Consider the following 25,475-nt stretch of genomic DNA (forward strand, 5'->3'; position numbering starts at 1 on the left):
TTGTGGTGTTTCTTCGGACGCCTTCGCGGGCAAGCGCGCTCCCACATTTTGAATGCATTGCGCCTGTGGGAGCGGGCTTGCTCGCGAAGGGGCCACCAGCCATAAAAAAATCAGGACGGCTTCTTCTCGATCCGCAACGCCTTGGCCTTGGCTTCCACCACCAGGTACATCAGCACGGTGATCAGCAGCGGCAGCAGGAAATAGATCGCCCGATAGGCCAGCAACCCGGCCACCAGACTGCCGCGCGAAGCCTCGTGTTGCAGCAGCGCCACGAACACTGCTTCGAGCACGCCGAGCCCGGCGGGAATGTGGGTGATGACCCCGGCAATCGCGCTGATCAGCAGCACCCCGAGCACCAACGGGTAATCGAGCTTGCTCGGCAGCAACGTGAAAATCACCGCTGCCATCAGCGACCAGTTCAGCGCCCCGAGCAGCAATTGCAGAACCGCCATGCGCAGCGACGGCAGATTGATTTCCACCCCGCGAATCGACCACTCGCGCCGCCGGGAAAACTGGCAGGCGATCAGATAACCAGCGCTCACCAACAGCAGCAACACACCAATGCCCTGCAACGCGCCGCTGCTGACTTTCCAGCCCGGCGGCATGCGTACCAGCCCGCTGGCAAACACCACGCCAGCGATGGTCATGTAGCCGAACCAGTTGGTCGCCAGGCTCAGGCCGAGGATCTTGGCGATGTTGCTTTTGCTCACCCCGAGCCGCGAATACAGCCGATAGCGCATGGCAATCCCGCCGACCCATGCGCTCAAGTTGAGGTTGAACGCATAGCTGATGACGCCCACCGGCAGGATCTGTTTCCAGGTCAAGTCCTGGCGAATGTAGGTGCGGCCGATCAGGTCGAAACTGGCGTACACCAGAAAGCTCAGCAAGGTCAGGCTGGAGGCGATGATCAGCGTGCGCACCTTGAAGTCGGCGAGGGTTTGCAGGACCTCGGCCCATTCGATACGGCTGGCGAACATCGTCAGCAGGACGATCAGCGCAAGAAAAAACAGCAGGGTCAGCGGACGTTTCCAGCGACTCCAGCGGGACTTGCCCGCCGGTGCCGGATGCACCGCCGCGTGGGCTTCGGAATGGCTCATGAAGGATCCCTCCCGGAGGCCTGGAAAAAGGGTTTGAGTCGTGGCTTGTGTGCCGGCAGCCAGCCGGCCATTGCCGGGAAATGCCGCAGGAAGTGAAACACCAGAAAGCCCACGGTCATGTGCCAGATTCGCCCCCGTGGCGACTTCGTGGCGTCCATCGCCTTGCAGTGGTTGTGGCTGAGGTCTTCAAGGCGTTCGAACAGCAGACGATTGAAGGCTCGGTCGCGAATCAGCACGTTGGCTTCCAGGTTCAGCGACAGGCTCAACGGGTCGAGATTGCTTGAGCCGACGGTGCTCCATTCTTCATCCACCAGCGCCACTTTGCCGTGCAGCGGCCGCTCGCAATATTCATGAATCTGCACACCGGCCTTGAGCAGGTAGTCGTAGGTCATGCGCGCGGCGAGTTTGGCCACCAGCATGTCCGGCTGTCCCTGCAGAATCAGCCGCACCTCGACCCCGCGCCGGGCTGCGTTGCGGATCTCGCGCAGCAGGCGATAGCCGGGAAAGAAGTAGGCGTTGGCGATCACCACCCGCCGTTGGGCGCGGCGCAGCACCTGCAAATAGACGTCTTCGATATCGGTGTTGTGCTGGTCGTTGTCGCGGAACACCAGACGCACCTGGCCGTCGTGATCATCGAACGCCATTTCCGCGCGACGTTGCCGACGCCGTTGCCACCAAAACCTTGCGCGTCCCGGTCGGCCGCTTTGCAGCAGGGCGAAATGATGGATGTCGGTCACCGCCGGGCCCTGAACTTCTACCGAATAATCCTGCTTCGCTTCGGGGCCGAAATCGGCCAGGTGATCGCCGGAAAAATTGATCCCGCCAATGAACGCGACCAACCCGTCGACCACCACGATCTTGCGATGCAACCGCCGGAACCAGTTGGTGCGAATCCCCAAATGCTTGGGGGCCGGATCGAAGATCTGCAGATGCACGCCAGCATCGCTCAACGCGGTCAGATAACCGGCGCTCAGTTCGCCACAACCGAAGCCGTCGAGGCTGACGGTGGTGCGCACGCCGCGCCGGGCGGCATCGATAAGAATTTCCTGCAACTCCTTGCCGACCTTGTCTTCGAAGACGATGAAGGTCTCCAGCAGGATTTCGCTTTTCGCCGCGCGCATCGCTTCGAACACCCGGGGGAAAAATTCCTCGCCGTTTTCCAGCAGCTCGACGCGGTTGTTGCCCTGCCAGCGATACTCGACATCGACGGTGCCCGGCTCGCGTACGGGCGGGGTGATGCTGACCGGCTCCACGGCGGATTTCTCCAACGGTGCACTGCTCATAGTTCAATCTCCACCGATAGTGGTGCGTGGTCGGAAAGGTGTGACCAGGGACGGTTCGCCAGCACTTTTGGCTGACTGGCCTTGAGGTTGCGCACATAGATCCTGTCCAGGCGCAGCAACGGCATGCGGGCGGGGAAACTGCGCGCCGGTTTGCCGTGATGCGCCGCAAACACTTCGCGCAGGCCACAGGGTTCAAGCAAGGCATCGGCGCGCTGGCGCCAGTCGTTGAAATCGCCGGCGACGATCACCGGCGCGTCATCAGGCAGCTCGGCCAGGCGCTCTCGCAGCAGACGCAACTGATCGTTGCGATGGCTTTCGCGCAGGCCCAGATGGACACAGATCGCATGCACTTCACGGTCGTCTTCCGGCAGGCGCAGCACACAGTGCAGCAACCCCCGGTTTTCATGGCCGCTGATCGAAACGTCGAGATTGTCATGGCGCACGATCTGGAATTTCGACAGCACGGCATTGCCGTGATCGCCGTCCGGATACACCGCGTTACGCCCGTAGGCGAACTGCGGCCAGAGACTGTCGGCGAGAAACTCGTACTGCGGCATCGTCGGCCAGTTTGCGTAGCGTTTGGGGTGATGCTCGTGGGTGCCGTGGACTTCCTGAAGAAACACCACATCGGCGGACACGCTGCGCACCGCTTCGCGCAATTCCGGCAGGATGAAACGCCGGTTCAGTGCGGTGAAACCCTTGTGGGTGTTGACCGTCAGCACGGTGAAACGGCGTACCGTGTTGATGACTGTGGTCTGTTCGTCGGTGAAGCCGACCGGCTCGGGAATGCTCATGCGAGTACTCCTTCGGCGGCCGGCTCACCTGGCATGGTTTCGAGGTTTTTATCCAGATCGAAACGCTGCAACAGGCTGCGGGCATTGAAAGGCGCGCGGACCTTGATGTCGTTGTCGAAGTAGCAGAAAACCTCACGGGATTTACGGGCCCGAGGTTTCAGACGCGGCGCGATCAAATGGGCGTCGTCCGGTTGCCGGCCATGGTGCCAGGCGTCGATCCGCTCGGCCCAGCGTTGCAGCGCGGCGTCGGTGTAACCGCTGGCGTAAAGCTCCTCGGCACCGTGCAGGCGCAGGTAGACGAAATCGCTGGTGAGGTCTTCGCGGTACGGCCATTTCCCGGCGGTGTCGGCGATCACCAGCGCGGTGTTGTAGCGTTTGAGCAAACGCACGAAGTCCGGGTCGATGAAACTGTCGTTGCGGATTTCCACGGCATGGCGCAGCGGTTTTTTGCTGTAAGCCTTCATGCTCGCGTGGCCGTGCAGGTGCGAATCGTGCTGGCGGGCGAGCTCGGCGGCCGCCTGGGTGTCGTGGGGCAACTGGTCGAGAAAGGCTTCGAAGCGTTCGGGGTCGAACGTGAAGTTGGGCGGGAATTGCCAGAGGATCGGGCCGAACTTTTCCTTCAGTTCCAGCACCCCGGAGGCGAAGAAATTGGCCAGGGGTTTTTCGATATCGCGCAGGCGGCGAATGTGGGTGATGAAGCGCGGCGCCTTGATGCTGAACACGAAGTCATCCGGTGTTTCGGCGTACCACTGGGCGTAGCGTTCGGGCCGTTGCAGGGCGTAGAACGATCCGTTTATTTCGATGCTGTTGACCGCCCGTGAGGCGAACTGCAATTCGCGTTTTTGCGCCAGCCCCTTCGGGTAAAAGTCCCCGCGCCACGGGGCGTAACGCCAGCCTGAAATACCGATATGAATCGTTGCCATGCCGCCCTCCCGTCGAAAGTCCCCATACGGCCTCTGTCTGTGGATGACTGTGGGCGGTTCGGGAAAGTTTCGACGGGATTACGGACGGTCGGGCTGTGCCGGATCAGTGCCCGGTGACGATCCGGGCCGAGCCTTCGGCAGGTTCGGCGTACACCGGGCCCAGGCGATCGAGGCGTCCGCTCAACGCCGTCAGAGCCAATGCCACCAGCACCACCAGGCCGCCGATCCACGCCGTATGGATCAGGCCGATGTGTTCGACGATCAAGCCGCCACCCCACGCACCGCCGGCAATTCCGAGGTTGAACGCGGCGATGTTCAGGCCCGATGCCACATCCACTGCGTGCGGTGTGTGATGTTCAGCCTGACGCACCACATACACCTGCAAGCCCGGCACGTTGCCGAAGGCGACTGCGCCCCAGACGAGCACGGTGGCCAGCGCCAGCCAGGGATTGCCGGCGGTGAAGGTGAGCGCGAACAGCACGGCGGCGAGCAGGGCAAAGATGATTTTCAGCGCGCTGATCGGCCCGCGTTTGTCCGCCAGTTTGCCGCCCCAGATGTTGCCGACCGCCACCGACACGCCATACACCAGCAACACCAGGCTGACGGTGCTGGCGCTGAAACCGGAGATGTCCTGAAGGATCGGCGCCAGGAACGTGAAGGCGATGAACGAGCCGCCGTAACCGATGGCGGTCATGGCGTACACCAGCAACAGGCGCGGTTGCTTGAGCACCTGCAATTGCTGCAACAGTGATGCGGGTTTGCTGTGGGCGATGTTGTTCGGCACATACAGCAGGCTGCCAATGAACGCGATGACGCCAAGTGCCGATACCGCGAGGAAGGTTTCACGCCAGCCGAAATGCTGACCGATGAACGTGCCCAGCGGCACGCCGGTGACCAGCGCCACGGTCAGGCCGGTGAACATGATCGCGATCGCACTGGCGGCTTTTTCCTTGGGGACCAGGCTGGTGGCGATGGTCGAACCGATGGAGAAGAACACGCCGTGGGCCAGACCGGTGACGATCCGCGCCAGCACCAGCGATTCATAACTCGGCGCCAGCCAGGCCAGCAGATTGCCGAGGGTGAACAGCACCATCAGCGACAGCAGCAACAGTTTGCGCGGGACCTTGCCGGTGAGGGCGGTCAGCACCGGCGCACCGATGGCTACGCCCAGAGCGTAGAGACTGACCAGCAGACCGGCGGACGGCAGACTGACGCCGAGATCGGCGCCGATGGTGGGAAGCAGGCCAACGATGACGAACTCGGTCGTCCCGATGGCGAAAGCGCTGAGAGTCAGCGCGAGCAGGGCAATGGGCATGACGGCACTCCGGTGGGGGATTGAATGGAGCGCAGTGTCGGGGTTTGGTGGGGGTGGAAAAATACAGGGAGGGGCATTTGATATTTGCGTGCGACGCAAATATCCCCCCTAAAGGTGTTCGTTTCCACGCTCTACGTGGGAATGCCTCCGTGGACGCTCTGCGTCCGCTCTTTGAGACGCGGAGCGCCTCTCGCTGTATTTCCACGCGGAGCTTGGGGACGATCAGTGAAGGGGAGTGGGCGGGGGAACGATCAAAACCGAACTTGCCGGGCCAAAACCGATCAGTTCTTTACAGGTTCAACCAAGGGAGCTCTGCGTTTTGACCAGGTTCAGGATCGCGATTCTATTGGGGACATTGCTGTTGTTCGGCGGCAATGCAGTGCAAGCCGCCAGCCTGCCGGGTGTTCCGGCGACCAGTGAAGAGCCGGCCAAACCGGAACCGATCGTGCAGGGCGGACTGCTCGGCGCCATCAGTTCCAGCATCGACGACGTGCAGGACAAACTCGATCTCAACGAGCATCTGGTCGACGCCTGGCGCCTGCGCGCCGACCGGGCGGCAGATGAAGTCGACAGGCTAGTCAATCAACCTTCGAACCGCTCCGGCTGGGGCGTGGCGGGAGATTTCCTGATGCTCTCCGGCGTTTGGCTGGGCACGTTTGCCGTATTGACGGTGCTCGGCAGCCTGCTGGCCAAGCGTCTGCAGGAAGGGCGTTGGTTGCGCACCCGGCAACGCAGTCAGGACCTGCTCGGTTACCTGTTGCCCTACACGTTGCCCGCGCTGATCTGCCTGCCGTTGACCCTGTACGTCAGCCATTTTCTGTCGGCCTCGATCGGCCGGGCGCTGGCGCTGTGTCTAGCCTATGCCACCAGCAGCGGGATATTTTCCACGTCGATGCTGTTGTGCGTGGTGATGATGTTCAACGTCGGCCACAAACGTCGCGCCGTGCAGATCATCCGCGACTACTGCCCGAAGCCGCTGTTCCTGATCGGCTTTCTCGCCGCATTGAGTGACGCGCTCACCAGCCCGCAGATCGCCCGGCAACTGGGCGGCAACATCACCAGCAGCATCGCGGTGTTCACCGGTCTGCTGGCATCGATCATCTTCGGTCTGCTGGTGATTCGCCTGCGTCGGCCGGTGGCGCACCTGATCCGCAATCGCTCGCTGGCCCAGCGCTTGAAACAGCCGTCGCTGCAGGAGTCGCTGCGGATTTTTTCCGGGCTCTGGTACTGGCCGATCGTGCTGATGGTGCTGGTCTCGGCGGTCAATCTGATCGGCATCGGCGAGGACAACCAGAAAGCCCTGCGCTGCGCGTTGTTCACCACCGTGCTGTTGATCGGGACGGTGTTTCTCAGCACCGTCCTCCAGCATCTGTTCAAGTCGCGCAAGGCCGAGGCGATCCAGCGTAGCAGCGCCTACAAGGAACGCTTTCTCAGCCTGTTGCACGCCTTGCTGCGGATCGTCATCGCGATTGTGTTCATCGACATTCTCGGGCGGATCTGGGGTGTGTCGCTGCTCGACTTCGCGCAGAGCAGCACGGTCGGTCGGGCGATCAGCAATGCTCTGAGCAGCATCGGCCTGATCTTCCTCGTGACGTGGCTGCTGTGGGTGGTGCTCGACACGGCGATTCAGGAAGCGCTGAAACCACCGGTCAGCAAGCGCTCGGCGCGCCAGCCCAGCACCCGGGTGAAAACCATCCTGCCGCTGCTGCGCAACGCGATCAAAATCATCCTGGTGGTGATCTGCGCGATCACCACCATGGCCAATCTCGGGATCAACGTCGCGCCACTGCTGGCCGGCGCCGGGGTGGTCGGCCTGGCTATCGGTTTCGGCTCGCAGCAACTGGTGCAGGACGTCATCACCGGGTTGTTCATCATCATCGAAGACACCCTGTCGATCGGCGATTGGGTGGTGCTCGATTCCGGGCACGCCGGCACGGTCGAAGGCCTGACCATTCGCACCCTGCGCCTGCGCGACGGCAAGGGCTTCGTGCATTCGGTGCCGTTCGGTCAGATCAAGGCGGTGACCAATCAATCGAGGCAGTTTGCGTTCGCGTTTTTCTCGGTGCAGTTCACCTATGACACCGATGTCGACAAGGCCATCGAACTGATCCGCGAGGCGGGGGATTCGATCCGCGAAGACCCGTTCCTCAAGTACAACCTGCAAGGGCCGCTGGATGTGTTCGGCGTGGACAAAATGGACCTGAACGGCGTGGTGCTGACTGCGCAATTCCGCACGGTGTCGGGCGGGCAATACGCGGTAAGCCGCGCCTTCAACCAGCGTCTGAAAAAGCTTGTGGATAACAGCCCGTGGGTGCATTTCGCGCAGACTTATCCACAGCAGGTTTTGTTGCCCAATCGCCAGGAGGAAGAGGCGGCTGCGGCGCATTCATCGGTGGTGTTGCCGGAGCAGGCGCGGACTCAGTGACGGGTCAGCTTGTTGCGGATTTCGCTCATGGCGGCGAAGTCCAGCTCCACCCAGAACTGCTGCTTGCCCGCGACCTCGGCAGCGACCGGCAACCCGTCGCGATACACCAGCCGATTGCTCGCCAGCGCCGGCACTTTCGCCCCCGGCAGCAAGGTGCCGGCGAGGTTCAGCGGATCGACGCCGCACACCGCGACCAGGCTGCCGTCATGTGGGCGACGGCGGACTTCGCGCAGCAGGGGAATCGCCTCGGGCAGGGCGAATTGCTCGCCCGCCAGACCGCTGACAAACCGCCCGCCACGAATCTCGCCCCGTGCTTCCAGTCGATGGAATGTACGCAGCAGTTCGCGCCAGCTCGGCAACCAGTCGGCCTCGCGCTCCAGCAGGCGCCAGAACACCACGCCATAGCGCCGCAACAAGGTCATGGCGACGTGCTCGAGGGTTTCGGGCGACGCTGTTTGACGGTTTTCCACAACCGGCCCGCGACGCAGTAGCGCCCAGCGTCCGGCATCGTCCATGCCACCGACAAACGCCCCACGCCCGCGTCGACTGCTGCGCTGCTGGCGCTTGCTCGCCGGGGTGATCAGTGCCCGCAACCCGGCAAAACTGTCGGCATTCACCAGACCGGCGCCGACCAGTTCCTGCAAGGCGATTTCCAGTTCGGTGCGCAGCAGGTGCGCTTCATGAATCAGCTCATCGAAGAACAGCGCGCCGTGCTGGCTCAGCGCGTCGAAAACCTTTCGGGTCTTGGGCGACAGTTCGCTGAGCGGCGTCTGTTCGGCCAGTGCACTCCACAAGCCGACCTGACTGCGCGGCAGCAACACGATTGGTGTGCTGCGCAATGCCGTGCCGCTGATGTTTTGCCGGGCGCTGAGGCGCGTCCATACCAGTTTGCCGCTGCGGCACAGATCGTCCAGCCAGCTCGGTGAATAGTCCTTGAGCCGCGCCGGAAGGAGGTCGCTATCCCACGCCGATGCGGCAGCCGGATAGCCTTCGAACTGACCGACAATCGCCGGCAACACGGTGCTGCCCTGACCCCGAGTGGACGCGGATAAATGCTGCCAGTCGAACAGAAACCGCGTGAAATCCTGCAACGCCACCGGCTCGATTTCCCGGCGCAGACGCTTGACCGTGTAGCGGTGAATGCGTGCCAGCAGGTGTCGTTCGCACCACTCCTCAACGGTCGATCCCGGCGTGAAATGGCCCCGCAGCACATAACCCTCGTGCTCCAGTTGAGCGAGGGCTTGATGAACAGAGGCCGGCATCAAGGCCAGCGGCTTGGCAATCGCCGCCAGTGGTAAAGGACCGAATGCGCCGAGCCGCGCGCGGATCACTTCGACCAGTGCGTCATCGGCCGTCCATGCTTTGTCGAAACCGGGTAATGCGGGGAGTGCCGATTGCGCCTGTGGATAAAGCGCTTGCAGACACGTCAGGCGTTCTCTCGCCAGCCACAGTGAATGCTTGGGATTGATCTGCAACTGGCAGGCTCGCCCGGTATCGGCCAGAGCATTCAGCCAACCGCGCCACGGCGGATTGGCCTCGACTTCGCGGTCGCTGATGCAGGCCAGGCTCATCAATGTTTCGTGCATTTCATCGGCGCTGTCTGGCGTCGGCCACGCCTCTTCGCGCACGGCTTCGATCGCATCGGCGTCCAGTGCGCCGAGGTCATCGGTGGATTGCGGATCGCTCCAGCGGCGGTTGAGCACGGCCTGGGTGCGACGTTCTTCCAGCGGCGCATCGTCGAGAAAGGTGTAGGGCCGGGCGCTGAGGATTTCCGCCGCCAGCGGCGAGGGCGCCGGCAGGTCGCGGGCGATCAGACGCACTTCGCCGCGCTCCATGCGCCGCAGGAGTTCGAGCCAGCCTTCACTGTCCATCGCTTCATGCAGGCAATCGTCGAGGGTCTGTTCCACCAGCGGATGCGCGGGGATTTCCCGTTCGCCGGCGAGGTTTTCCAGGCAGGCGATCTGATCGGGAAACACGCTGGCGATCAGGTCTTCGCTTTTCATCCGCTGCAATTGCGGCGCGACTTTGCGCCCGCCCGTGTAGCGCGGCAGGGCCAGCGCCACCCCGGCATTCCAGCGCCAGCGCACACCGAACAGCGGCGCATCCAGTACCGCCTGAATCAGGATGTGCTCGGCGCTGTTGCTGTGCAGGTAACGCCAGACCTCGTCGAGTTCGAAACTGTGGCTGGTGGATAGCGACAGCACGATCGCGTCTTCGCTGGCGGCGGCCTGCAATTCGAAGTTGAAGGTGCGGCAGAAGCGCTTGCGCAAGGCCAGGCCCCAGGCGCGATTGATACGGCTGCCGAACGGCGAATGGATGATCAGTTGGGTGCCGCCGGACTCGTCGAAAAACCGTTCCATCAGCAGCGTGTCTCGCGACGGTAAGGCGCCGAGGGCGAGGCGGGCACGGGCCAGGTAATCGACCAGCTGTTCGGCGCTGGCCAGGTTCAGGCCGAGGGTGTCGATCAGCCAGTCGAGGGCCGGTTGCAGATTGCCGGGGCTGGCGCTGAGCAATTGATCGAGCTGCGCGTGCAGGCGCGCCACGGCCGCCGACAATTCATCGCTGCGCCCCGGTGCTTCGCCGAGCCAGAACGGAATGGTCGGCGGCTGACCCTGGGCGTCCTCGACCCGTACCTTGCCGGTTTCCACCCGCAGGATGCGATAGGAGGCGTTGCCGAGCTGGAACACGTCGCCGGCGATGCTCTCCACGGCGAAGTCTTCGTTGACGCTGCCGATGTTCAGGCTCTGGGGTTCGAGCAATACGCTGTAGTCGGCGTTGTCGGGGATGGTGCCGCCGCTGGTGACGGCGGTCAGCCGGGCGCCGCGTCGTCCGCGCAGGGTTCGGCTGACGGCGTCGTGGTGCAGGTAGGCGCTGCGCATGCCCTGACGGCCGTTGTAGCCCTCGGCGAGCATCGCCAGCAGCGCCTGATAATGTTTTTCGTCGAGGCGGGCGTAGGGCTCGGCCCGGCGCAACAGCGCAAGCAAATCGTCCTCGGCCCATTCCTGGCAACTGACCTCGGCGATGATCTGCTGCGCCAGCACATCCAGCGGCGCTTCGGGGATGTGCAGCGTATCGAGTTCACCCCGGCGCACGCAGTCGAGCAGGGCGGCGCACTCGATCAAATCGTCACGGGTGGTGGCAAACAGGCGGCCCTTGGGCGTGCCGCCGACCTGGTGTCCGGAGCGGCCAACTCGCTGCAGAAAACCGGCAATCGAACGTGGCGAGGCGATCTGGCAGACAAGGTCGACTTCGCCGATGTCGATCCCCAGTTCCAGCGACGCGGTGGCGATCAGCACTTGCAGCTCGCCGCGCTTGAGCCGCTGTTCCGCATCGAGGCGAAACTCCTTGGCCAGACTGCCGTGGTGCGCGGCCACCGCCCGTTTGCCGAGGCGTTCGCTGAGGTGCCGGCTCAGGCGTTCGGCCAGGCGCCGGGTGTTGACGAAAATCAGCGTGGTGCGGTGTTCGCGGGCCAGCGTGGCGAGGCGGTCGTAGACCCGTTCCCAGACATCATTGGCCATCACTGCCGACAACGGCACCGGCGGCACTTCGATGCCCAAGTCCCGTGGGCGGGCGTGGCCGATGTCGATGATTTCGCAGGGGCGCTCATGACCGACCAGAAACCGCGCCACCGCATCGATCGGTTTTTGCGTGGCTGACAGGCCGATGCGGGTCAGCGGTTCGGCGCACAGGGCCTGCAAGCGTTCGAGGCTCAAGGCCAGGTGGCTGCCTCGTTTACCGGCAGCGATGGCATGGATTTCATCGACGATCACCGTGCGCGTGGTGCCGAGCATCTTTCGCCCCGAATCCGAACCCAGCAGCACGTAGAGCGATTCCGGGGTGGTCACCAGAATGTGCGGCGCGCTCTTGCGCATGGCGGCGCGCTCTTTCTGCGGGGTGTCGCCGGTGCGCACGGCGGTGGTGATTTCCAGCGGCGGCAGATCCATTTGGCGCAACTGCTCGGTTATCCCGGCCAGCGGGTTCTGCAGGTTGATGCGGATGTCGTTGGACAGCGCCTTGAGCGGCGAAACGTAGACCACCAGGGTTTCGTCCGGCAGACCGTCCGGGGTTTCCAGACCACGGTGGACCAGATCGTCGAGCACGGCGAGGAACGCGGTGAGGGTCTTGCCGGAGCCGGTGGGCGCGGCGATCAGCGTCGAGCGGCGCTGGCGGATCAACGGCCATGCGCGGGCCTGGGCGGCCGTCACCGTCGGGAAGGTGCTGCTGAACCAGGCGCTGACGGCGGGGTGAAAGCCTGCCAGCGCCGCGTCCGTGGGAAGGGGCAAATTCATGGTTTCAGTTATGCGGGTGGGCGGGCGAAGTTGCAAGTACCGCTCGGGATCTACACTTTACGGGTGACGGTTGCGCACTAAACCCGCAAAATGCAACGATTCCGGCAATTATCGACGACGCTGCCACAGGCATCGTCGCCAAAGCCATCGTTCCAATCAGACTGGGCCTGCTGACTCTATGCGAATGCGCCTTATGTTACTGGGCGGCGGAAATGCCCTTGGGCAGGCGCTGATTCGCCTCGGTGCAGAGGAAGACATCGGTTTCCTCGCCCCCCGCCCGCCCGAAGACGGCTGGGATGCCGCGAGCCTGACCCAATTGCTCGACGACACCCGTCCCGATGCATTGATCAACCTTGCCTACTATTTCGACTGGTTCCAGGCCGAGACCGTCAGCGAAACCCGTCTGGCCGGGCAGGAACGCGCCATCGAGCGACTGGCCGAACTGTGCCAGCACCACAACATTGTGCTGGTGCAGCCTTCCAGCTATCGGGTGTTCGACGGTTCCCGCGCCACCGCCTACAGCGAAAAGGACGAGCCGGTGCCGTTGGGCCTGCGCGGTCAGGCGTTGTGGCGAATCGAGCAAAGCGTACGGGCCACTTGCCCGCAACACGTGCTGCTGCGCTTCGGCTGGCTGCTCGACGACAGCCCGGAAGGCATCCTCGGGCGCTTCCTGGCCCGGGCCGAACAGCCGGAAGAATTGCTGCTGGCCGATGACCGTCGTGGCAATCCGACCCCGGTCGACGATGCGGCCCGAGTGATCATCTCGGTGCTCAAACAACTCGATTGCGCCGCGCCGCTGTGGGGCACTTACCACTACGCCGGCCACGAGGCGACCACACCGCTGGCGCTGGGCCAGGCGATTCTCACCGAAGCGCGCAGCCTGCACCCGCTGGCCATCGAATCCCCGACCGCCCAGGCCCACGCCGCGCGTCCGGACGCTGCCGAAGAGCCGCAACACGCGGTGCTCGCCTGCAAGAAAATTCTGCACACCTTCGGGATCAAGCCGCGCGCCTGGCGTGCCGCGCTCCCGGGCTTACTGGATAGGTTTTATCGTCATGGCTGAAGGCCCTGTTTTAATCACCGGCGGTGCCGGTTTCATCGGCTCGCACCTGACTGACGCGCTGCTTGCCAAGGGCCATTCGGTGCGGATCCTCGATGATCTGTCGACCGGCAAGCGCAGCAATCTGCCGCTGGACAATCCCAGGGTCGAGCTGATCGTCGGCGACGTCGCCGATGCGGCGCTGGTCGCCAGGGCGATGGAAGGTTGCAGCGCAGTCGCGCACCTGGCTGCCGTGGCATCGGTGCAGGCGTCGGTGGATGATCCGGTGAAGACTCATCAGAGCAATTTCATCGGCACGCTGAACGTCTGCGAAGCCATGCGCGAGGCCGGCGTCAAACGTGTGCTGTATGCCTCCAGCGCAGCGGTCTACGGCAACAATGGCGAAGGCGAGTCGATTGACGAAGACACGCCCAAGGCGCCGTTGACGCCTTACGCGTCGGACAAACTGGCCGGCGAGCAGTACTTCGATTTCTACCGCCGTCAGCACGGTCTGGAACCGGCAATCTTCCGCTTCTTCAACATCTTCGGTCCGCGCCAGGATCCGTCCTCGCCGTACTCCGGGGTGATCAGCATCTTCAGCGAGCGCGCGCAGAAAGGCCTGCCGATCACCGTATTCGGCGATGGCGAGCAGACCCGGGATTTCATGTACGTCGAAGACCTGGTCGATGTGCTGGTGCAGGCAATCGAAAAGCCGCAAGTGGATGTCGGTGCGGTGAACGTCGGCTGGAATCAGGCGACCAATCTCAAGCAGATGCTGGCCGCGCTCGAAGCGGTGGTCGGCGAGTTGCCGCCCGTCAGCTACGGCCCGGCGCGCTCCGGTGACATCCGCCATTCGCGGGCGAACAACCGCCGGTTGCTTGAGCGATTCAACTGCCCGACACCAACGCCGATGAACGTCGGCCTGGCCCGTCTGCTCGGCCGCTGAGCTTCTTGCAGACATGAAAAAGGCGCCTTTTGACAGGCGCCTTTTTCACGGCCGGAATTCGGGTTTCAAACCTGTTTCCTGTAGCGAGGGAGCTTGCTCCCCGGTCGATGGCGTAACATCGCCGTCAGTTCTGAGCTGCCCGCCACCAAGCCTCATTCACCACCACGTGAACGTTCTTCAGAACTTGTAGCCTAGACCAACCATGTAGATGAAGGGATCAACGTCCACATTCACCCGTGCACGGGTGCCCGGAGCCACGGCGTTGTTCTCGACGGTGGCGCGGGTGTCGATGTCGATGTAGCGCACCTGGGCGTTGAGCATGATGTTGTCAGTCAGCATGTAGTCGGCGCCGACCTGCCAGGCCAAGCCCCAGGAGTTTTTCGCCTTGAAGTTGCTGAAGCCGTTGGACTGGGCTTCGCTGCCGACGTGCTCGTCGTAGATCCAGGTGTAGTTGATGCCGCCGCCGATGTACGGCTGGAAGGCCGACTTCGCATCCAGCGGGTAGTAGACGACGCTCAGGGTTGGCGGCAGGTGTTTCAGGGTCCCGAGCTTGCCATTGGCGGCCGGCAGGGCAGTGCCCTTGATCTTCACGTCATGCTCGAAGGGCGATGCGGCCAACAGCTCGATACCGATGTTGTTGGTCAGCATGTAGGCGAAGTTCAGACCCAGTTGGGTGTCGCTGCTCATGGTCGCCTTGCCGCCCAGGTTGGCGCCGCTCAGTGGACCCTGATCGACCTTGACGCTGGAGCTGTCGGCCTTCGGGTTGACGGTGATCGCACCGGCGCGAACGATGATGTCGCCGGCTTCGTGGGCGTGGGCGAGCGGGGCTGCGAGCGCGAGGGCAAACAGCGAGGCGCTGAGCAAGGACTTGTTCATGGAAGCTCCCAAAGGACGTTAAAAATGTTTGATGTCCTATGGTACGAATCCGTCTGATACGGTCTTTTGACTCAGCTCAATGAAACAGTGATGGGCGTTTTTTTTGTGGAACCTTTGCCGACCCCTTCGCGAGCAAGCTCGCTCCCACATTAGAGCTCGGTCAACTGTGGGAGCGAGCTTGCTCGCGAAGACAATGGGCCAAACAGTACAGAATGACCGGATTTACTCCGGCAGCTCATAGACGTAAATCTTGTCCGCATCCATCTGATAGCCGGCATCCGCCAGCTCGCTGGTGGACGGTTTGACCTGCAACGGCCCTTCGACCCAGTACGGCTGATACAGCTCATCGAGCTTCACGCCGAGTTCGCTTTTCACGTGCACGATCTGGTTCGACGGCGGTGGCGGCACGTGGATGCAGGCGCCGAAATACGGCACCAGCAGGAAGTCCGTGGTGCGACCTTCTTCGCTGACTTCCAGCGGCACGATGTAGCCCGGCAGGCGAATGTTCTGGCCGTCGAGGCTTTGCACTACCGGGGCGTTGGGCATGTCCTGTTTCGCCGCTGGCGCGGACTCGGCCGACAGCGCATCGCCCATCTTCGACAGGTCATGCAGCGGCGTCATGTTCGGCACTTCGGGCGCCGCGTCCGGCGGGATCATCTCCGACCAGGTCAGGTCTTTCGGTGCCGCCGCCCAGACGGGCAGGGCAACCAGCATCAGCAGCGCAAGGGCGGCGCGGGGCATGGTGAACATCCTCATAAACGGATCGACAGGCCATCGGCCAAGGATTGGCGATACGCGCGCCAGGCCGGCACGCTGCCCATCAGCAGCGCGGCAGCCAGAATGCCACCGAGCAGCGTCCATTCATACTCGCTTGGCCAGGCCAGCGGCAGATACAAGCCGTAATTGGCCTGCACATAACCCTGAGCGGCGGCGATGCCGAGGTACAGCAACGCCAGCCCGGCGATCACCCCGGTCAGCGCCAGAGCGAACGCTTCCAGCACCAAAAGGCTCGCGATATGCCACGGTCGCGCGCCCACCGAGCGCAGAATCGCCATTTCGCGGCGACGTTCGTTGAGGCTGGTGAGAATCGCCGTGAGCATGCCGATCAACCCGGTCAGCACCACGAACAGCGAGACCACGAACAACGCTTTTTCGGCGGTGCTCATCAGGCTCCACAATTCCTGCAAGGCCACGCCCGGCAGGATCGCCAGCATCGGCTCGCCACGGAATTCGTTGATTTCCCGTTGCAGCGCGAAGGTGGAGATCTTGCTGTTGAGGCCGAGCATGAACGCGGTGATTGCTTGCGGCGTCAGGTCCATGTTGCGTGCCTGATCGGCGCTGATCCGACCGTTACCACGGGCCGGCACGCCGTTGTGCCAGTCGATGTGGATAGCCTCCATGCCACCGAGGCTGATGTGCAACGTGCGATCCACCGGGGTGCCGGTGCGCTTGAGAATCCCGACCACGGTGAACGGCTTGTCGTCGTGCTTGACCAGGCTGATCGCCGCCACGCCGTGGGCCAGCACCAGCTTGTCGCCGAGCTTGTAATGCAGGGCCTCGGCCACTTCGGCACCGAGCACCACTTCGAACGGATCGGTGGCGAAGGCGCGGCCGTCGGCCAGTTCCAGGTGTTGCTGGCGACCGTACTGGTAATGCTCGAAATAGGCTTGGGTGGTGCCCATCACCCGGTAACCGCGATGGGAATCGCCGAGGGACATCGGGATCGCCCACTTCACCTTCGGGTTGCTGGCGAAGTGTTCGAAGCTGTCCCAGCGGATGTTGTTGGTGGCGTTGCCGATGCGAAATACCGAGTACAGAAGCAAGTTCACCGACCCCGAGCGGGCGCCGACGATCAGGTCGGTGCCGCTGATGGTGCTGGCGAAACTGGCCTTGGCTTCGGTGCGCACCCGCTCGACGGCCAGCAGCAGGCAGACGGAAAGCGCGATGGCGAAAGCAGTGAGCAGAGCGGTGAAACGCCGGTTGGCGAGGCTGGCCATGGCCAGACGGAACAGATACATCTCAGACCTCGGCAGACGTGGCGGCGCGATTGAGTTCGGCCAGGGACAGATGACGGTCGAACAGCGGCGCCAGGCTCTGGTCGTGGCTGACGAACAACAGACTTGATCCCGCTTCGCGGCACTCGGCGAACAGCAGGCGAATGAAGTTTTCCCGGGCGTCGTAATCCAGCGCCGAGGTCGGTTCGTCGGCGATCACCAGTTCCGGCTGACCGATCAACGCTCGGGCCGCGGCGACCCGCTGTTGCTGACCGATCGACAGCGAATCGGCGCGGCGGCTCAGGATGCTTTCGTCCTTCAGGCCCAAGTGGGCGAGCAGGGTGGCGGCAGCCTGATCGACGCTGCCGTGGCGCTGCTTCGCACGCTCGGCACGCAGCCTTGAGAAGTGGCACGGCAGCTCGACGTTCTCGCGCACCGAGAGAAACGGCAGCAGGTTGAACTGCTGGAAAATGTAGCCGGTGTGATCGACGCGAAAACGATCGCGGGCGCCGGCACCCAGTTCGGTCAGCTCTTGGCCGAGCAGCCGAATGCTGCCGCGACCGGGTTTCTGCACCCCGCCGAGCAGGCCGAGCAGGGTGGTCTTGCCGCTGCCGCTGGGGCCCTTGAGGAACAGGGTTTCGCCGGCTTCCAGGCGAAATGCCGGGATATCCAGCAGCGGCGGGTGACCGGGCCAGTTGAAGCCCAGGTCAGACAGTTCGATGAGTGCTTGGGTCATGGCGCCGTTTCGTATCAGAACTTCAGGGCGGCGGCCTTGGCCGTCACTTCCGTGCCTTGCTGGCCGCTCGGGCCGATCAGTTGTACCTGAATTTTCTGGGTGGCCGGGAAGGTATTGAAAAGGTTTGCCAGATCGAGGGTTTTCAACGCACCCGGCGCTGCACAGCTGAACTGGTAGTGGGCGTGGATTTCACTGTGGTCATGATGATGCTCGTGACCATCCTTGCCGGCTTCTTCTTCGTCGTCGTGGTCGTCGGCATCCGGCTTGTCGCCGAACAGCGGGCTTTCCAGTTCCTGGCTGGTGACTTTGCAACCGGCGGCGGCCGGCAGACTGAACAGCGCCAGCGGTTTTTCCAGCTGCGCACGAGCGGCGGCGACTTTGGCCTTGTCGGCATCGCTGGTGGCGACGTGTTCAAAACCCACGAGGTTCATCGCCGGGCTTTCCAGCTCCAGCTCCAGGGTCTGGCCGTCGAGGGCGGCGTTCAGACGACCGACGCCATGTTCGTGGGCACCGAGGCTGCCGTGCTCATGGTCGTGATCATGCTCATCGGCGGCATGGGCGATGGCCAGCGGCAACAGGGCAAACGGCAAAGCGAGCAGCAGACGACGCATGGCGGTCTCCGGGAAGTAAAGTGAAGAGTTTGTTATGTAATCTTATAACGAAAGTGCGCAGAGTTTGCCCGCCCGCTTGGCGTTATACAAGTCCCATGGGAGCATGCAGGTCAGAAATGTGCGGGAGCGAAGTTATGGTGCGGATACGCGGAACCGTCGGTGCGTTGCCGGTGGATTTGACCCTGGAACTGGATGAAAGCGACTGGGCGCGGCTCGGTGCGCAGTTGGGTATGCCGGTGCAGGCCGCCCAGCCGCAAGCTGCTGCAGCGTCTGCGGCGAAACCGGTGAATCAGGATGACGCGTTGTGGCAGGTCGCCAGGGATTTGCTGCGCAAGGCCGGGCAACTCAGCGGGCCGGAGTTGCTGGATCAGCTCGAAGGACTGACCGGCAGCGCAGCGGCGGGCAAGCGCTTGCTGGTGCGCCTGCGTCATTCGGCCGATGTGAAAGTGCTGAGCGGCGGTGATACGCCGCTCTACAGCTGGATCGAATAAGCGCTTAGTACAGCGCGGCAAACACCTTGCGCCGGTAAGCGGTCACCAGTGGGTGATCGTTGCCCAGCAGCTCGAAGACTTGCAGCAAGGTCTTGTGCGGCAGACCTTCGCTGTAGCTGCGGTTGCGGATGAACAGCTTGAGCAGTGCGTCCAGCGCCGCTTCGTATTGCTGACGGGCCAGTTGCTGGATCGCCAGTTGATACACCGCTTCATCGTCCTGCGGGTTCTGCGCCAGACGGCTTTTCAGGTCGGCGGCATCCGGCAGGTCACGGGCCAGGCCGAGGAACTTGATCTGCGCCTTGGCACCGGCCAGTGCAGCCTTGTGTTCGTCGCTCTTGACCGCGTCGAGCACGGTTTGCGCCTCACCCAGTTCACCGCGTTCAGTCAGGCAGCGAGCGTAGAGAATCAGTGCCTTGGCGTTGGTGTTGTCTTCGCCCAGCAGCGTCACCAGTGTCGCTTCCGCGTCGGCGTAACGGCCTTCGTCAAACAGTGCCTGAGCCTGTTCGAACGGATCGGCGGCGGACGGTGCCGGCATCTGCACATGCGGTTCAAGCAGGGCGCGCACCGCGGATTCCGGTTGCGCACCGGCAAAGCCGTCCACCGGTTGGCCGTCCTTGAACAGCACCACGGTCGGCAGGCTGCGGATGCCGAAACGGGCGACGATGTCCTGCTCGATATCGCAATTGACCTTGGCCAGCAGCAACTCGCCCTGATAGCTCTCGGCGATGCCTTGCAACATCGGCATCAGCGCCTTGCATGGCGCACACCATTCGGCCCAGAAGTCCACCAGCACCGGTTTTTGAAAGGAGGCCTCGATCACCGACTGGTCGAAGTCGGCCGTCGTGGCGTCGAAGATGTACGGCGTTTGCTGACTCATGGGGTCTCTCGTGAAAGCGTGAATGGGGCAACTATACGGTCAGGCACGGGCCGCATGGTAGAGGCTGACATGGCGAAACTCTTCGGGCTCGGCCAGATCCGGCAGGGTCATGGCTTCGAGCATTTCGATGCGCCGGTACAGCGGATGCCGGAAATCCCGAACCCGCGAATCCGCCACCAGCGCTTCGCGGCCACGGCTCAGGAAGGCGTCGAGCAGCGGCAGGTTTTCCCTGTCATACAGAACGTCGGCCACCAGGATCAGATCGAAGCGATCCGCTTCGGCGAAGAAATCCGTGGAATAACTCATCTGCACATCATTGAGTTCGGCATTCGCCCGACAGGCGGCAATCGCCAGCGGATCCAGGTCGCAGGCCACGACTTCCAGTGCGCCGGCCTTCACCGCCGCGATCCCGGCGATCCCGGAACCAGCGCCGAAATCCAGCACCCGCTTGCCGCGAACCCACGAGGGAAACGCCGCCAGATACCGCGCCACTGCCAGACCACTGGCCCAGCAGAAACTCCAGTAGGGCGGTTCATGCAGGATGCGTTGGGTTTCTTCCTGACTGAATTCGCGCGCCATGTTGTCGCCGTCAATCAGCCACAGCCGCAAATCGGTGTCCGGCAACGCACAGGCCTTCAGTCGCGCGTCACCGAGCAATTGGCCCAGCGACCGTTGCAGGTCTTGCGGTGCATTCATGGTGCTTTGACAAATTGCAGTTGGCCCAGGGCCTGGGTGGTCGGCTGAGTGATGGTCTGCGACGGCAGGTGCAGGATCAACTGGCCGGACTGGCTGGCGCGGCCGCGCAATTCAACCCGCGCGCCGACCGGGAAAGCGTCGGGGTTGAAGCGCAGGTGGAACGGCAGAATCTGGTTGTTGCCGATCAGACTGGAACTGGCGAGCAATTGTTGCGGGCGATCCTTGGCGTCGATCACCAGCAGCGCCAGTTCGACTTCGGCGCCGGCCGGCACGCCTTGCAGGGTGCCGCTCAGTTCCCGTTGATACGCGGGCAGCGGGCCGAGGTCGGCGGCTTCCCGGGCTTTTTTCTGCGCCTGTTGCGGCGCCGGGCCCGGTGTTGGCGGCTGAGGCTTGGGCGCATCGCTGCCACAGGCCACCAGCAGGCTGAAAACACTGAGCAAAACGAGCGGTCGTAAGGACATTGGCGGCTCCAGCAAAATGAAATCCATGGATCAAACGATCATGGCAGTCTGTATACCGCAAAGCCTATGGCTTGTCTTGCCACCGGGATGCGCTACCATGGCCCTCCCTTTTTTTGTTGCCAGCCACCATGCACTGTCCCTTCTGCGGTGCCAACGACACCAAGGTCATCGACTCGCGTCTGGTCGCCGAGGGCGAACAGGTGCGCCGCCGGCGTGAATGCCTGGCCTGCGGCGAACGTTTCACGACGTTCGAGACGGCCGAACTGGTGTTGCCGCGCCTGATCAAAACCGACGGCAGCCGCCAACCGTTCGACGAAGAAAAACTCCGCGCCGGCATGCAACGCGCCCTGGAGAAACGTCCGGTGAGCGTCGAGCGCCTCGAATCCTCGCTGGTCCATATCAAACACAAGCTGCGCGCCACCGGCGAGCGCGAGGTCAAATCCCTCGTGGTCGGCGAACTGGTGATGGCCGAGCTGAAAAAGCTCGATGAAGTCGCCTACATCCGTTTCGCATCCGTGTACCGCCGCTTCCAGGACCTCAACGAATTCCGCGAAGAGATCGACCGCCTTGCCCGTGAACCGGTGAAAGAATGACCACCGCCGCCGAGCAGGCCATCCTCGACGCCCGCTTCATGGCCCGGGCCCTGGAACTGGCGCGCAAGGGGCATTACACGACTCATCCCAATCCACGGGTCGGCTGCGTGATCGTGCGCGACGGGCAGATTGTCGGCGAAGGCTGGCATGAACGCGCCGGCGAACCGCACGCCGAAGTCCACGCCCTGCGCGCCGCCGGTGAGCAGGCCCGGGGCGCGACCGCTTACGTCACCCTCGAACCTTGCAGCCACCACGGCCGCACGCCGCCGTGCGCCGATGCGCTGGTGAACGCCGGTGTTGGCCGGGTGGTCGCGGCAATGCGTGATCCGAATCCACAAGTCGCCGGACGCGGTCTGCAGCGTCTGGCCGATGCCGGTATCGCCACCGAAAGCGGCGTACTGGAAATTGAAGCGCGCAAGCTCAATCAAGGTTTTCTGAAACGCATGGAACACGGCTTGCCGTTTGTGCGGGTCAAGTTGGCCATGAGCCTCGACGGCCGCACGGCAATGGAAAGCGGCGAGAGCCAATGGATCACCGGCCCGGCCGCGCGTTCTGCAGTGCAGCGTTTGCGCGCCCAGGCCAGCGTGGTACTGACCGGTGCCGACACGGTGCTGGCCGATGGCGCACGCCTGACGGTGCGCGGCGACGAGCTGGGGCTGGATGACGAACAAACCGCGCTGGCCCTGAGCCGTCCGCCGCTGCGGGTGCTGATCGACGGGCGTCTGCGAGTGCCGCTGGATGCGCCGTTCTTCAAGGCCGGCCCGGCGCTGGTCGCCACCTGCGTGGCCATCGAAGAACAGTACGCCAACGGCCCGGAATGCCTGATCGTGCCGGGCGATGATGGTCAGGTCGATCTGCATCAGTTGCTGATCGAGCTGGCCAACCGAGGTGTCAACGAAGTCCTGGTCGAGGCCGGCCCGCGACTGGCCGGCGCATTTGCCCAGCTCGGTCTGGTCGATGAGTTCGTGATCTTCATCGCCGGCAAGTTCCTCGGCTCCACGGCGCGTCCGCTTCTGGACTGGCCGCTCGCTTATATGAAGGATGCGCCGGAGCTGAAAATCACTGAAATTCGCGCGGTTGGCGATGACTGGCGAGTCACTGCAATCCCTGTCTGATCAGCGAGCGTATAATTCCCGGCCATCGCGTTAGCGCTGGCTTCGTTCTCAAGGAGAACCCCATGTTTACCGGCATCATCGAATCCATCGGCAGTATCCGCGCACTGACCCCAAAGGGCGGTGATGTGCGGGTGCATGTCGAAACCGGCAAGCTCGACCTGAGCGACGTCAAACTCGGCGACAGCATCGCGGTCAACGGCGTGTGCCTGACCGCCGTGGAACTGCCGGGCAACGGCTTCGCTGCCGACGTCAGTCGCGAAACCCTCGACTGCACCGCCATGAATGACCTGAAAAGCGGCAGCCCGGTCAACCTGGAGAAAGCCCTGACCCCGACCACCCGTCTCGGCGGCCATCTGGTCAGCGGTCACGTCGACGGTGTCGGCGAAGTGGTCTCGCGCAGCGACAATGCCCGCGCCGTGGAATTTCGCATCCGCGCGCCGAAAGAGCTGGCCAGGTACATCGCCCACAAAGGCTCGATCACCGTCGACGGCACCAGCCTGACCGTGAACGCGGTCGATGGCGCCGAATTCCTGCTGACGATCATTCCGCACACCCTGAGCGAAACCATCATGGCGTCCTACAAGCCAGGTCGCCGGGTGAACCTGGAAGTCGACTTGCTGGCGCGTTATCTCGAGCGTCTGCTGTTGGGCGACAAGGCTGCAGAGCCAACGTCTGGCGGCATCACTGAAAGCTTTCTGGCCGCCAACGGCTACCTCAAATCCTGACTGAAGGGGGTGCCTTGTGGCGCTCAATAGCATCGAAGAACTGGTTGAAGACATCCGCCAAGGCAAGATGGTCATCCTCATGGATGACGAAGACCGCGAGAACGAAGGCGACCTGATCATGGCCGCCGAGTGCTGCAAGGCCGAGCACATCAACTTCATGGCCAAGTACGCCCGTGGCCTGATCTGCATGCCGATGAGCCGCGAGCGCTGCGAAACCCTGAAGCTGCCGCTGATGGCGCCACGCAACGGTTCCGGTTTCGGCACCAAGTTCACCGTCTCGATCGAAGCGGCCGAAGGCGTGACCACCGGTATCTCCGCCGCTGACCGCGCGCGCACCGTGCAAGCGGCGGCTGCGAAAGACGCCAAGGCTGAAGATATCGTCAGCCCGGGCCACATCTTCCCGCTGATGGCCCAGGCCGGTGGCACCCTGGCCCGAGCCGGTCACACTGAAGCGGCCTGCGACCTGGCACGCATGGCCGGTTTCGAGCCAAGCGGCGTGATCTGCGAAGTGATGAATGACGACGGCACCATGTCCCGTCGCGCCGAGCTGGAAGCCTTTGCTGCTGAGCACGACATCAAGATCGGTACCATCGCCGACCTGATTCACTACCGGATGATCCACGAACGTACCGTTCAGCGGATTGCCGAGCAGCCGCTGGACAGCGAACTGGGCCAATTCAACCTGGTGACCTATCGTGATTCCGTGGAAGGCGACGTGCACATGGCACTGACCCTGGGCACTGTTTGCGCCGAAGAACCGACCCTGGTTCGCGTGCACAACATGGACCCGCTGCGCGACCTGTTGATGGTCAAGCAACCGGGCCGCTGGAGCCTGCGCGCCGCCATGGCTGCGGTTGCCGAGGCCGGCAGCGGTGTGGTGTTGTTGCTGGGTCACCCGCTGGATGGCGACGTGTTGCTGGCGCACATCCGTGAAACCGGCGATCAGGCGACGGTGAAAAAACCGACCACCTACAGCATCGTCGGTGCCGGTTCGCAGATCCTGCGTGACCTCGGCGTGCGCAAAATGCGCCTGATGTCTGCGCCGATGAAGTTCAATGCGATATCCGGTTTCGATCTGGAAGTTGTAGAATACGTGCCCTCCGAATAATGACCGGTTGTTTCCGGCCCTGTATTCGCGGCAAATAAATCACTGAGGGACGCGAAACAGACGCGTCCCGGCTCTTTAAGAGATCTGACGAATGACCCTGAAGACCATCGAAGGTACCTTCATCGCCCCTAAAGGCCGCTACGCTTTGGTAGTGGGCCGCTTCAACAGCTTCGTGGTTGAAAGCCTGGTCAGCGGTGCAGTTGATGCCCTGGTTCGCCACGGCGTGAGCGAAAGCGACATCACCATCATCCGCGCACCTGGCGCCTTCGAAATCCCGCTGGTTGCGCAGAAAGTCGCCCAGAAAGGCGAGTTCGCAGCAATCATTGCCCTGGGCGCGGTCATTCGTGGCGGCACTCCGCACTTCGAATACGTGGCTGGCGAGTGCACCAAGGGCCTGGCCCAGGTGTCCATGGAATTCGGCGTACCGGTCGCTTTCGGCGTCCTGACCGTTGATTCCATCGAGCAAGCCATCGAACGTTCCGGCACCAAGGCCGGCAACAAAGGTGCTGAAGCTGCCCTGTCCGCTCTGGAAATGGTCAGCCTGCTGGCGCAGTTGGAGGCCAAGTGATTAGCGACGAAAGCGATCGTTTCAACCCGCGCGATCCGAAACCTGCGGATGCCGGCAAACCATCGAAAAGCGCCAAGCGCCGCGAAGCCCGTCAGCTCGCGACCCAGGCCCTGTATCAGTGGCACATGGCTCGGCAGTCGTTGAACGAGATCGAAGCGCAGTTCCGGGTCGATAACGATTTCACCGATGTCGACGGTGCCTACTTCCGCGAAATCCTGCACGGGGTTCCGCAGTTCAAGACCGAAATCGACAACGCGCTCACGCCTTGCCTGGACCTGGCGATCGAAGAGCTGGACCCGGTTGAACTGGCGGTTCTGCGCCTGTCCACCTGGGAACTGCTCAAGCGCGTTGACGTGCCGTACCGCGTTGTGATCAACGAAGGTATCGAACTGGCCAAGGTGTTCGGTTCGACCGACGGCCACAAGTTCGTCAACGGCGTGCTCGACAAGCTGGCTCCGCGCCTGCGTGAAGCTGAAGTGAAGGCGTTCAAGCGCTGATCGGCGCTTGAATACT

At 63.0% G+C, this 25,475-nt stretch carries 24 protein-coding genes; 10 read left to right on the forward strand and 14 right to left on the reverse strand.

Features of this window, described 5'->3' with window-relative positions; translation table 11 throughout:
* Nucleotides 1-110: 110 nt before the first annotated feature.
* From MKZ87_RS08525 to MKZ87_RS08545, 5 genes are all read right to left on the reverse strand, one after another.
* On the reverse strand, nt 111-1,097 hold the full coding sequence (locus MKZ87_RS08525; protein ID WP_085697666.1) for a lysylphosphatidylglycerol synthase domain-containing protein: 987 nt from the start codon (nt 1,095-1,097) through the stop codon (nt 111-113).
* On the reverse strand, nt 1,094-2,380 hold the full coding sequence (gene clsB, locus MKZ87_RS08530) for a cardiolipin synthase ClsB (protein ID WP_085697665.1): 1,287 nt from the start codon (nt 2,378-2,380) through the stop codon (nt 1,094-1,096). The genes MKZ87_RS08525 and clsB overlap by 4 nt, the downstream gene beginning before the upstream one ends.
* Complete coding sequence (locus tag MKZ87_RS08535; protein WP_085697664.1) at nt 2,377-3,174, reverse strand: endonuclease/exonuclease/phosphatase family protein; 798 nt, start codon at nt 3,172-3,174, stop codon at nt 2,377-2,379. Before MKZ87_RS08535 ends, clsB begins: the two co-directional genes overlap by 4 nt.
* The gene (locus MKZ87_RS08540) at nt 3,171-4,097 is read right to left on the reverse strand and encodes a DUF72 domain-containing protein (protein ID WP_085705116.1); all 927 of its coding nucleotides are present in this window, start codon (nt 4,095-4,097) and stop codon (nt 3,171-3,173) included. The genes MKZ87_RS08535 and MKZ87_RS08540 overlap by 4 nt, the downstream gene beginning before the upstream one ends.
* Nucleotides 4,098-4,200: 103 nt before the next feature.
* Nucleotides 4,201-5,412 carry an MFS transporter gene (locus tag MKZ87_RS08545; protein ID WP_085697662.1) on the reverse strand — a complete coding sequence of 404 codons (1,212 nt, stop codon included), beginning with the start codon at nt 5,410-5,412 and terminating at the stop codon, nt 4,201-4,203.
* Between the two features lie 319 nt (nt 5,413-5,731).
* Here MKZ87_RS08545 and MKZ87_RS08550 point away from each other — a divergent pair, with 319 nt between their 5' ends.
* Nucleotides 5,732-7,837, forward strand: coding sequence for a mechanosensitive ion channel family protein (locus MKZ87_RS08550; protein ID WP_234206049.1), 2,106 nt, complete (start codon nt 5,732-5,734; stop codon nt 7,835-7,837).
* Here MKZ87_RS08550 and MKZ87_RS08555 read toward each other — a convergent pair.
* Nucleotides 7,831-12,126, reverse strand: coding sequence for a DEAD/DEAH box helicase (locus MKZ87_RS08555; protein WP_085705111.1), 4,296 nt, complete (start codon nt 12,124-12,126; stop codon nt 7,831-7,833). The two genes, MKZ87_RS08550 and MKZ87_RS08555, sit on opposite strands and share 7 nt — an antisense overlap.
* 178 nt (nt 12,127-12,304) lie before the next feature.
* On the opposite strand from MKZ87_RS08555, the gene MKZ87_RS08560 reads away from it, so the two are divergent.
* Both MKZ87_RS08560 and MKZ87_RS08565 read left to right on the forward strand, forming a co-directional pair.
* Nucleotides 12,305-13,189 (forward strand): sugar nucleotide-binding protein, encoded by an 885-nt coding sequence (locus MKZ87_RS08560; RefSeq protein WP_085697659.1) that lies wholly within the window; start codon nt 12,305-12,307, stop codon nt 13,187-13,189.
* Nucleotides 13,182-14,111, forward strand: coding sequence for an NAD-dependent epimerase/dehydratase family protein (locus tag MKZ87_RS08565; RefSeq protein WP_085697658.1), 930 nt, complete (start codon nt 13,182-13,184; stop codon nt 14,109-14,111). The genes MKZ87_RS08560 and MKZ87_RS08565 overlap by 8 nt, the downstream gene beginning before the upstream one ends.
* A 177-nt stretch (nt 14,112-14,288) precedes the next feature.
* Here MKZ87_RS08565 and MKZ87_RS08570 read toward each other — a convergent pair whose 3' ends face one another.
* The 5 genes from MKZ87_RS08570 to MKZ87_RS08590 all read right to left on the reverse strand — a co-directional run bounded on the left by MKZ87_RS08570 (nt 14,289) and on the right by MKZ87_RS08590 (nt 18,328).
* Entirely contained in the window at nt 14,289-14,987 is a 699-nt protein-coding gene (locus tag MKZ87_RS08570) for an OmpW/AlkL family protein (RefSeq protein ID WP_085697657.1), read from the reverse strand.
* 222 nt (nt 14,988-15,209) lie between these two features.
* Nucleotides 15,210-15,728 carry a DUF3299 domain-containing protein gene (locus MKZ87_RS08575; RefSeq protein ID WP_085705132.1) on the reverse strand — a complete coding sequence of 173 codons (519 nt, stop codon included), beginning with the start codon at nt 15,726-15,728 and terminating at the stop codon, nt 15,210-15,212.
* An 11-nt stretch (nt 15,729-15,739) separates the two neighbouring features.
* Entirely contained in the window at nt 15,740-17,005 is a 1,266-nt protein-coding gene (locus MKZ87_RS08580; RefSeq protein WP_085697656.1) for an ABC transporter permease, read from the reverse strand.
* A gap of 1 nt (nt 17,006) precedes the next feature.
* On the reverse strand, nt 17,007-17,717 hold the full coding sequence (locus tag MKZ87_RS08585; RefSeq protein WP_085705109.1) for an ABC transporter ATP-binding protein: 711 nt from the start codon (nt 17,715-17,717) through the stop codon (nt 17,007-17,009).
* Between the two features lie 14 nt (nt 17,718-17,731).
* Nucleotides 17,732-18,328, reverse strand: a complete 597-nt coding sequence (locus MKZ87_RS08590; RefSeq protein WP_085705107.1) for a DUF2796 domain-containing protein — start codon at nt 18,326-18,328, stop codon at nt 17,732-17,734.
* Between the two features lie 134 nt (nt 18,329-18,462).
* On the opposite strand from MKZ87_RS08590, the gene MKZ87_RS08595 reads away from it, so the two are divergent.
* A complete protein-coding gene (locus MKZ87_RS08595; RefSeq protein ID WP_234206046.1) occupies nt 18,463-18,819 on the forward strand; it encodes a hypothetical protein in 357 nt (118 codons plus the stop codon).
* Nucleotides 18,820-18,823: 4 nt separating this feature from the next.
* Here the strand turns inward: MKZ87_RS08595 and trxA are convergent, their stop codons facing one another.
* From trxA to MKZ87_RS08610, 3 genes are read right to left on the reverse strand one after another with little or no spacing between them, the layout of a single operon-like run.
* A complete protein-coding gene (trxA, locus tag MKZ87_RS08600) occupies nt 18,824-19,696 on the reverse strand; it encodes a thioredoxin (RefSeq protein WP_085697653.1) in 873 nt (290 codons plus the stop codon).
* Nucleotides 19,697-19,735: 39 nt separating this feature from the next.
* The gene (locus MKZ87_RS08605; protein WP_085705102.1) at nt 19,736-20,392 is read right to left on the reverse strand and encodes a class I SAM-dependent methyltransferase; all 657 of its coding nucleotides are present in this window, start codon (nt 20,390-20,392) and stop codon (nt 19,736-19,738) included.
* The gene (locus tag MKZ87_RS08610) at nt 20,389-20,853 is read right to left on the reverse strand and encodes a YbaY family lipoprotein (protein ID WP_007955577.1); all 465 of its coding nucleotides are present in this window, start codon (nt 20,851-20,853) and stop codon (nt 20,389-20,391) included. Before MKZ87_RS08610 ends, MKZ87_RS08605 begins: the two co-directional genes overlap by 4 nt.
* A gap of 128 nt (nt 20,854-20,981) precedes the next feature.
* Between MKZ87_RS08610 and nrdR the strand changes: the two genes are divergently transcribed.
* From nrdR to nusB, 6 genes are all read left to right on the forward strand, one after another.
* A complete protein-coding gene (gene nrdR / locus MKZ87_RS08615; protein ID WP_007906838.1) occupies nt 20,982-21,446 on the forward strand; it encodes a transcriptional regulator NrdR in 465 nt (154 codons plus the stop codon).
* Nucleotides 21,443-22,561 (forward strand): bifunctional diaminohydroxyphosphoribosylaminopyrimidine deaminase/5-amino-6-(5-phosphoribosylamino)uracil reductase RibD, encoded by a 1,119-nt coding sequence (ribD, locus tag MKZ87_RS08620; protein WP_227233667.1) that lies wholly within the window; start codon nt 21,443-21,445, stop codon nt 22,559-22,561. The genes nrdR and ribD overlap by 4 nt, the downstream gene beginning before the upstream one ends.
* Before the next feature lie 62 nt (nt 22,562-22,623).
* Nucleotides 22,624-23,286: a riboflavin synthase gene (locus tag MKZ87_RS08625; RefSeq protein ID WP_085697650.1), complete on the forward strand. Its 663-nt coding sequence runs from the start codon at nt 22,624-22,626 to the stop codon at nt 23,284-23,286.
* A 16-nt stretch (nt 23,287-23,302) separates the two neighbouring features.
* Entirely contained in the window at nt 23,303-24,394 is a 1,092-nt protein-coding gene (ribBA, locus tag MKZ87_RS08630; RefSeq protein WP_085697649.1) for a bifunctional 3,4-dihydroxy-2-butanone-4-phosphate synthase/GTP cyclohydrolase II, read from the forward strand.
* A 91-nt stretch (nt 24,395-24,485) separates the two neighbouring features.
* Nucleotides 24,486-24,962 carry a 6,7-dimethyl-8-ribityllumazine synthase gene (gene ribE / locus MKZ87_RS08635; protein ID WP_003228649.1) on the forward strand — a complete coding sequence of 159 codons (477 nt, stop codon included), beginning with the start codon at nt 24,486-24,488 and terminating at the stop codon, nt 24,960-24,962.
* On the forward strand, nt 24,959-25,459 hold the full coding sequence (gene nusB / locus MKZ87_RS08640) for a transcription antitermination factor NusB (RefSeq protein WP_007955566.1): 501 nt from the start codon (nt 24,959-24,961) through the stop codon (nt 25,457-25,459). The genes ribE and nusB overlap by 4 nt, the downstream gene beginning before the upstream one ends.
* Nucleotides 25,460-25,475 lie beyond the last annotated feature (16 nt).

This window comes from Pseudomonas sp. MCal1, from assembly GCF_026341415.1.
In the GTDB taxonomy this organism is placed as follows: domain Bacteria; phylum Pseudomonadota; class Gammaproteobacteria; order Pseudomonadales; family Pseudomonadaceae; genus Aquipseudomonas.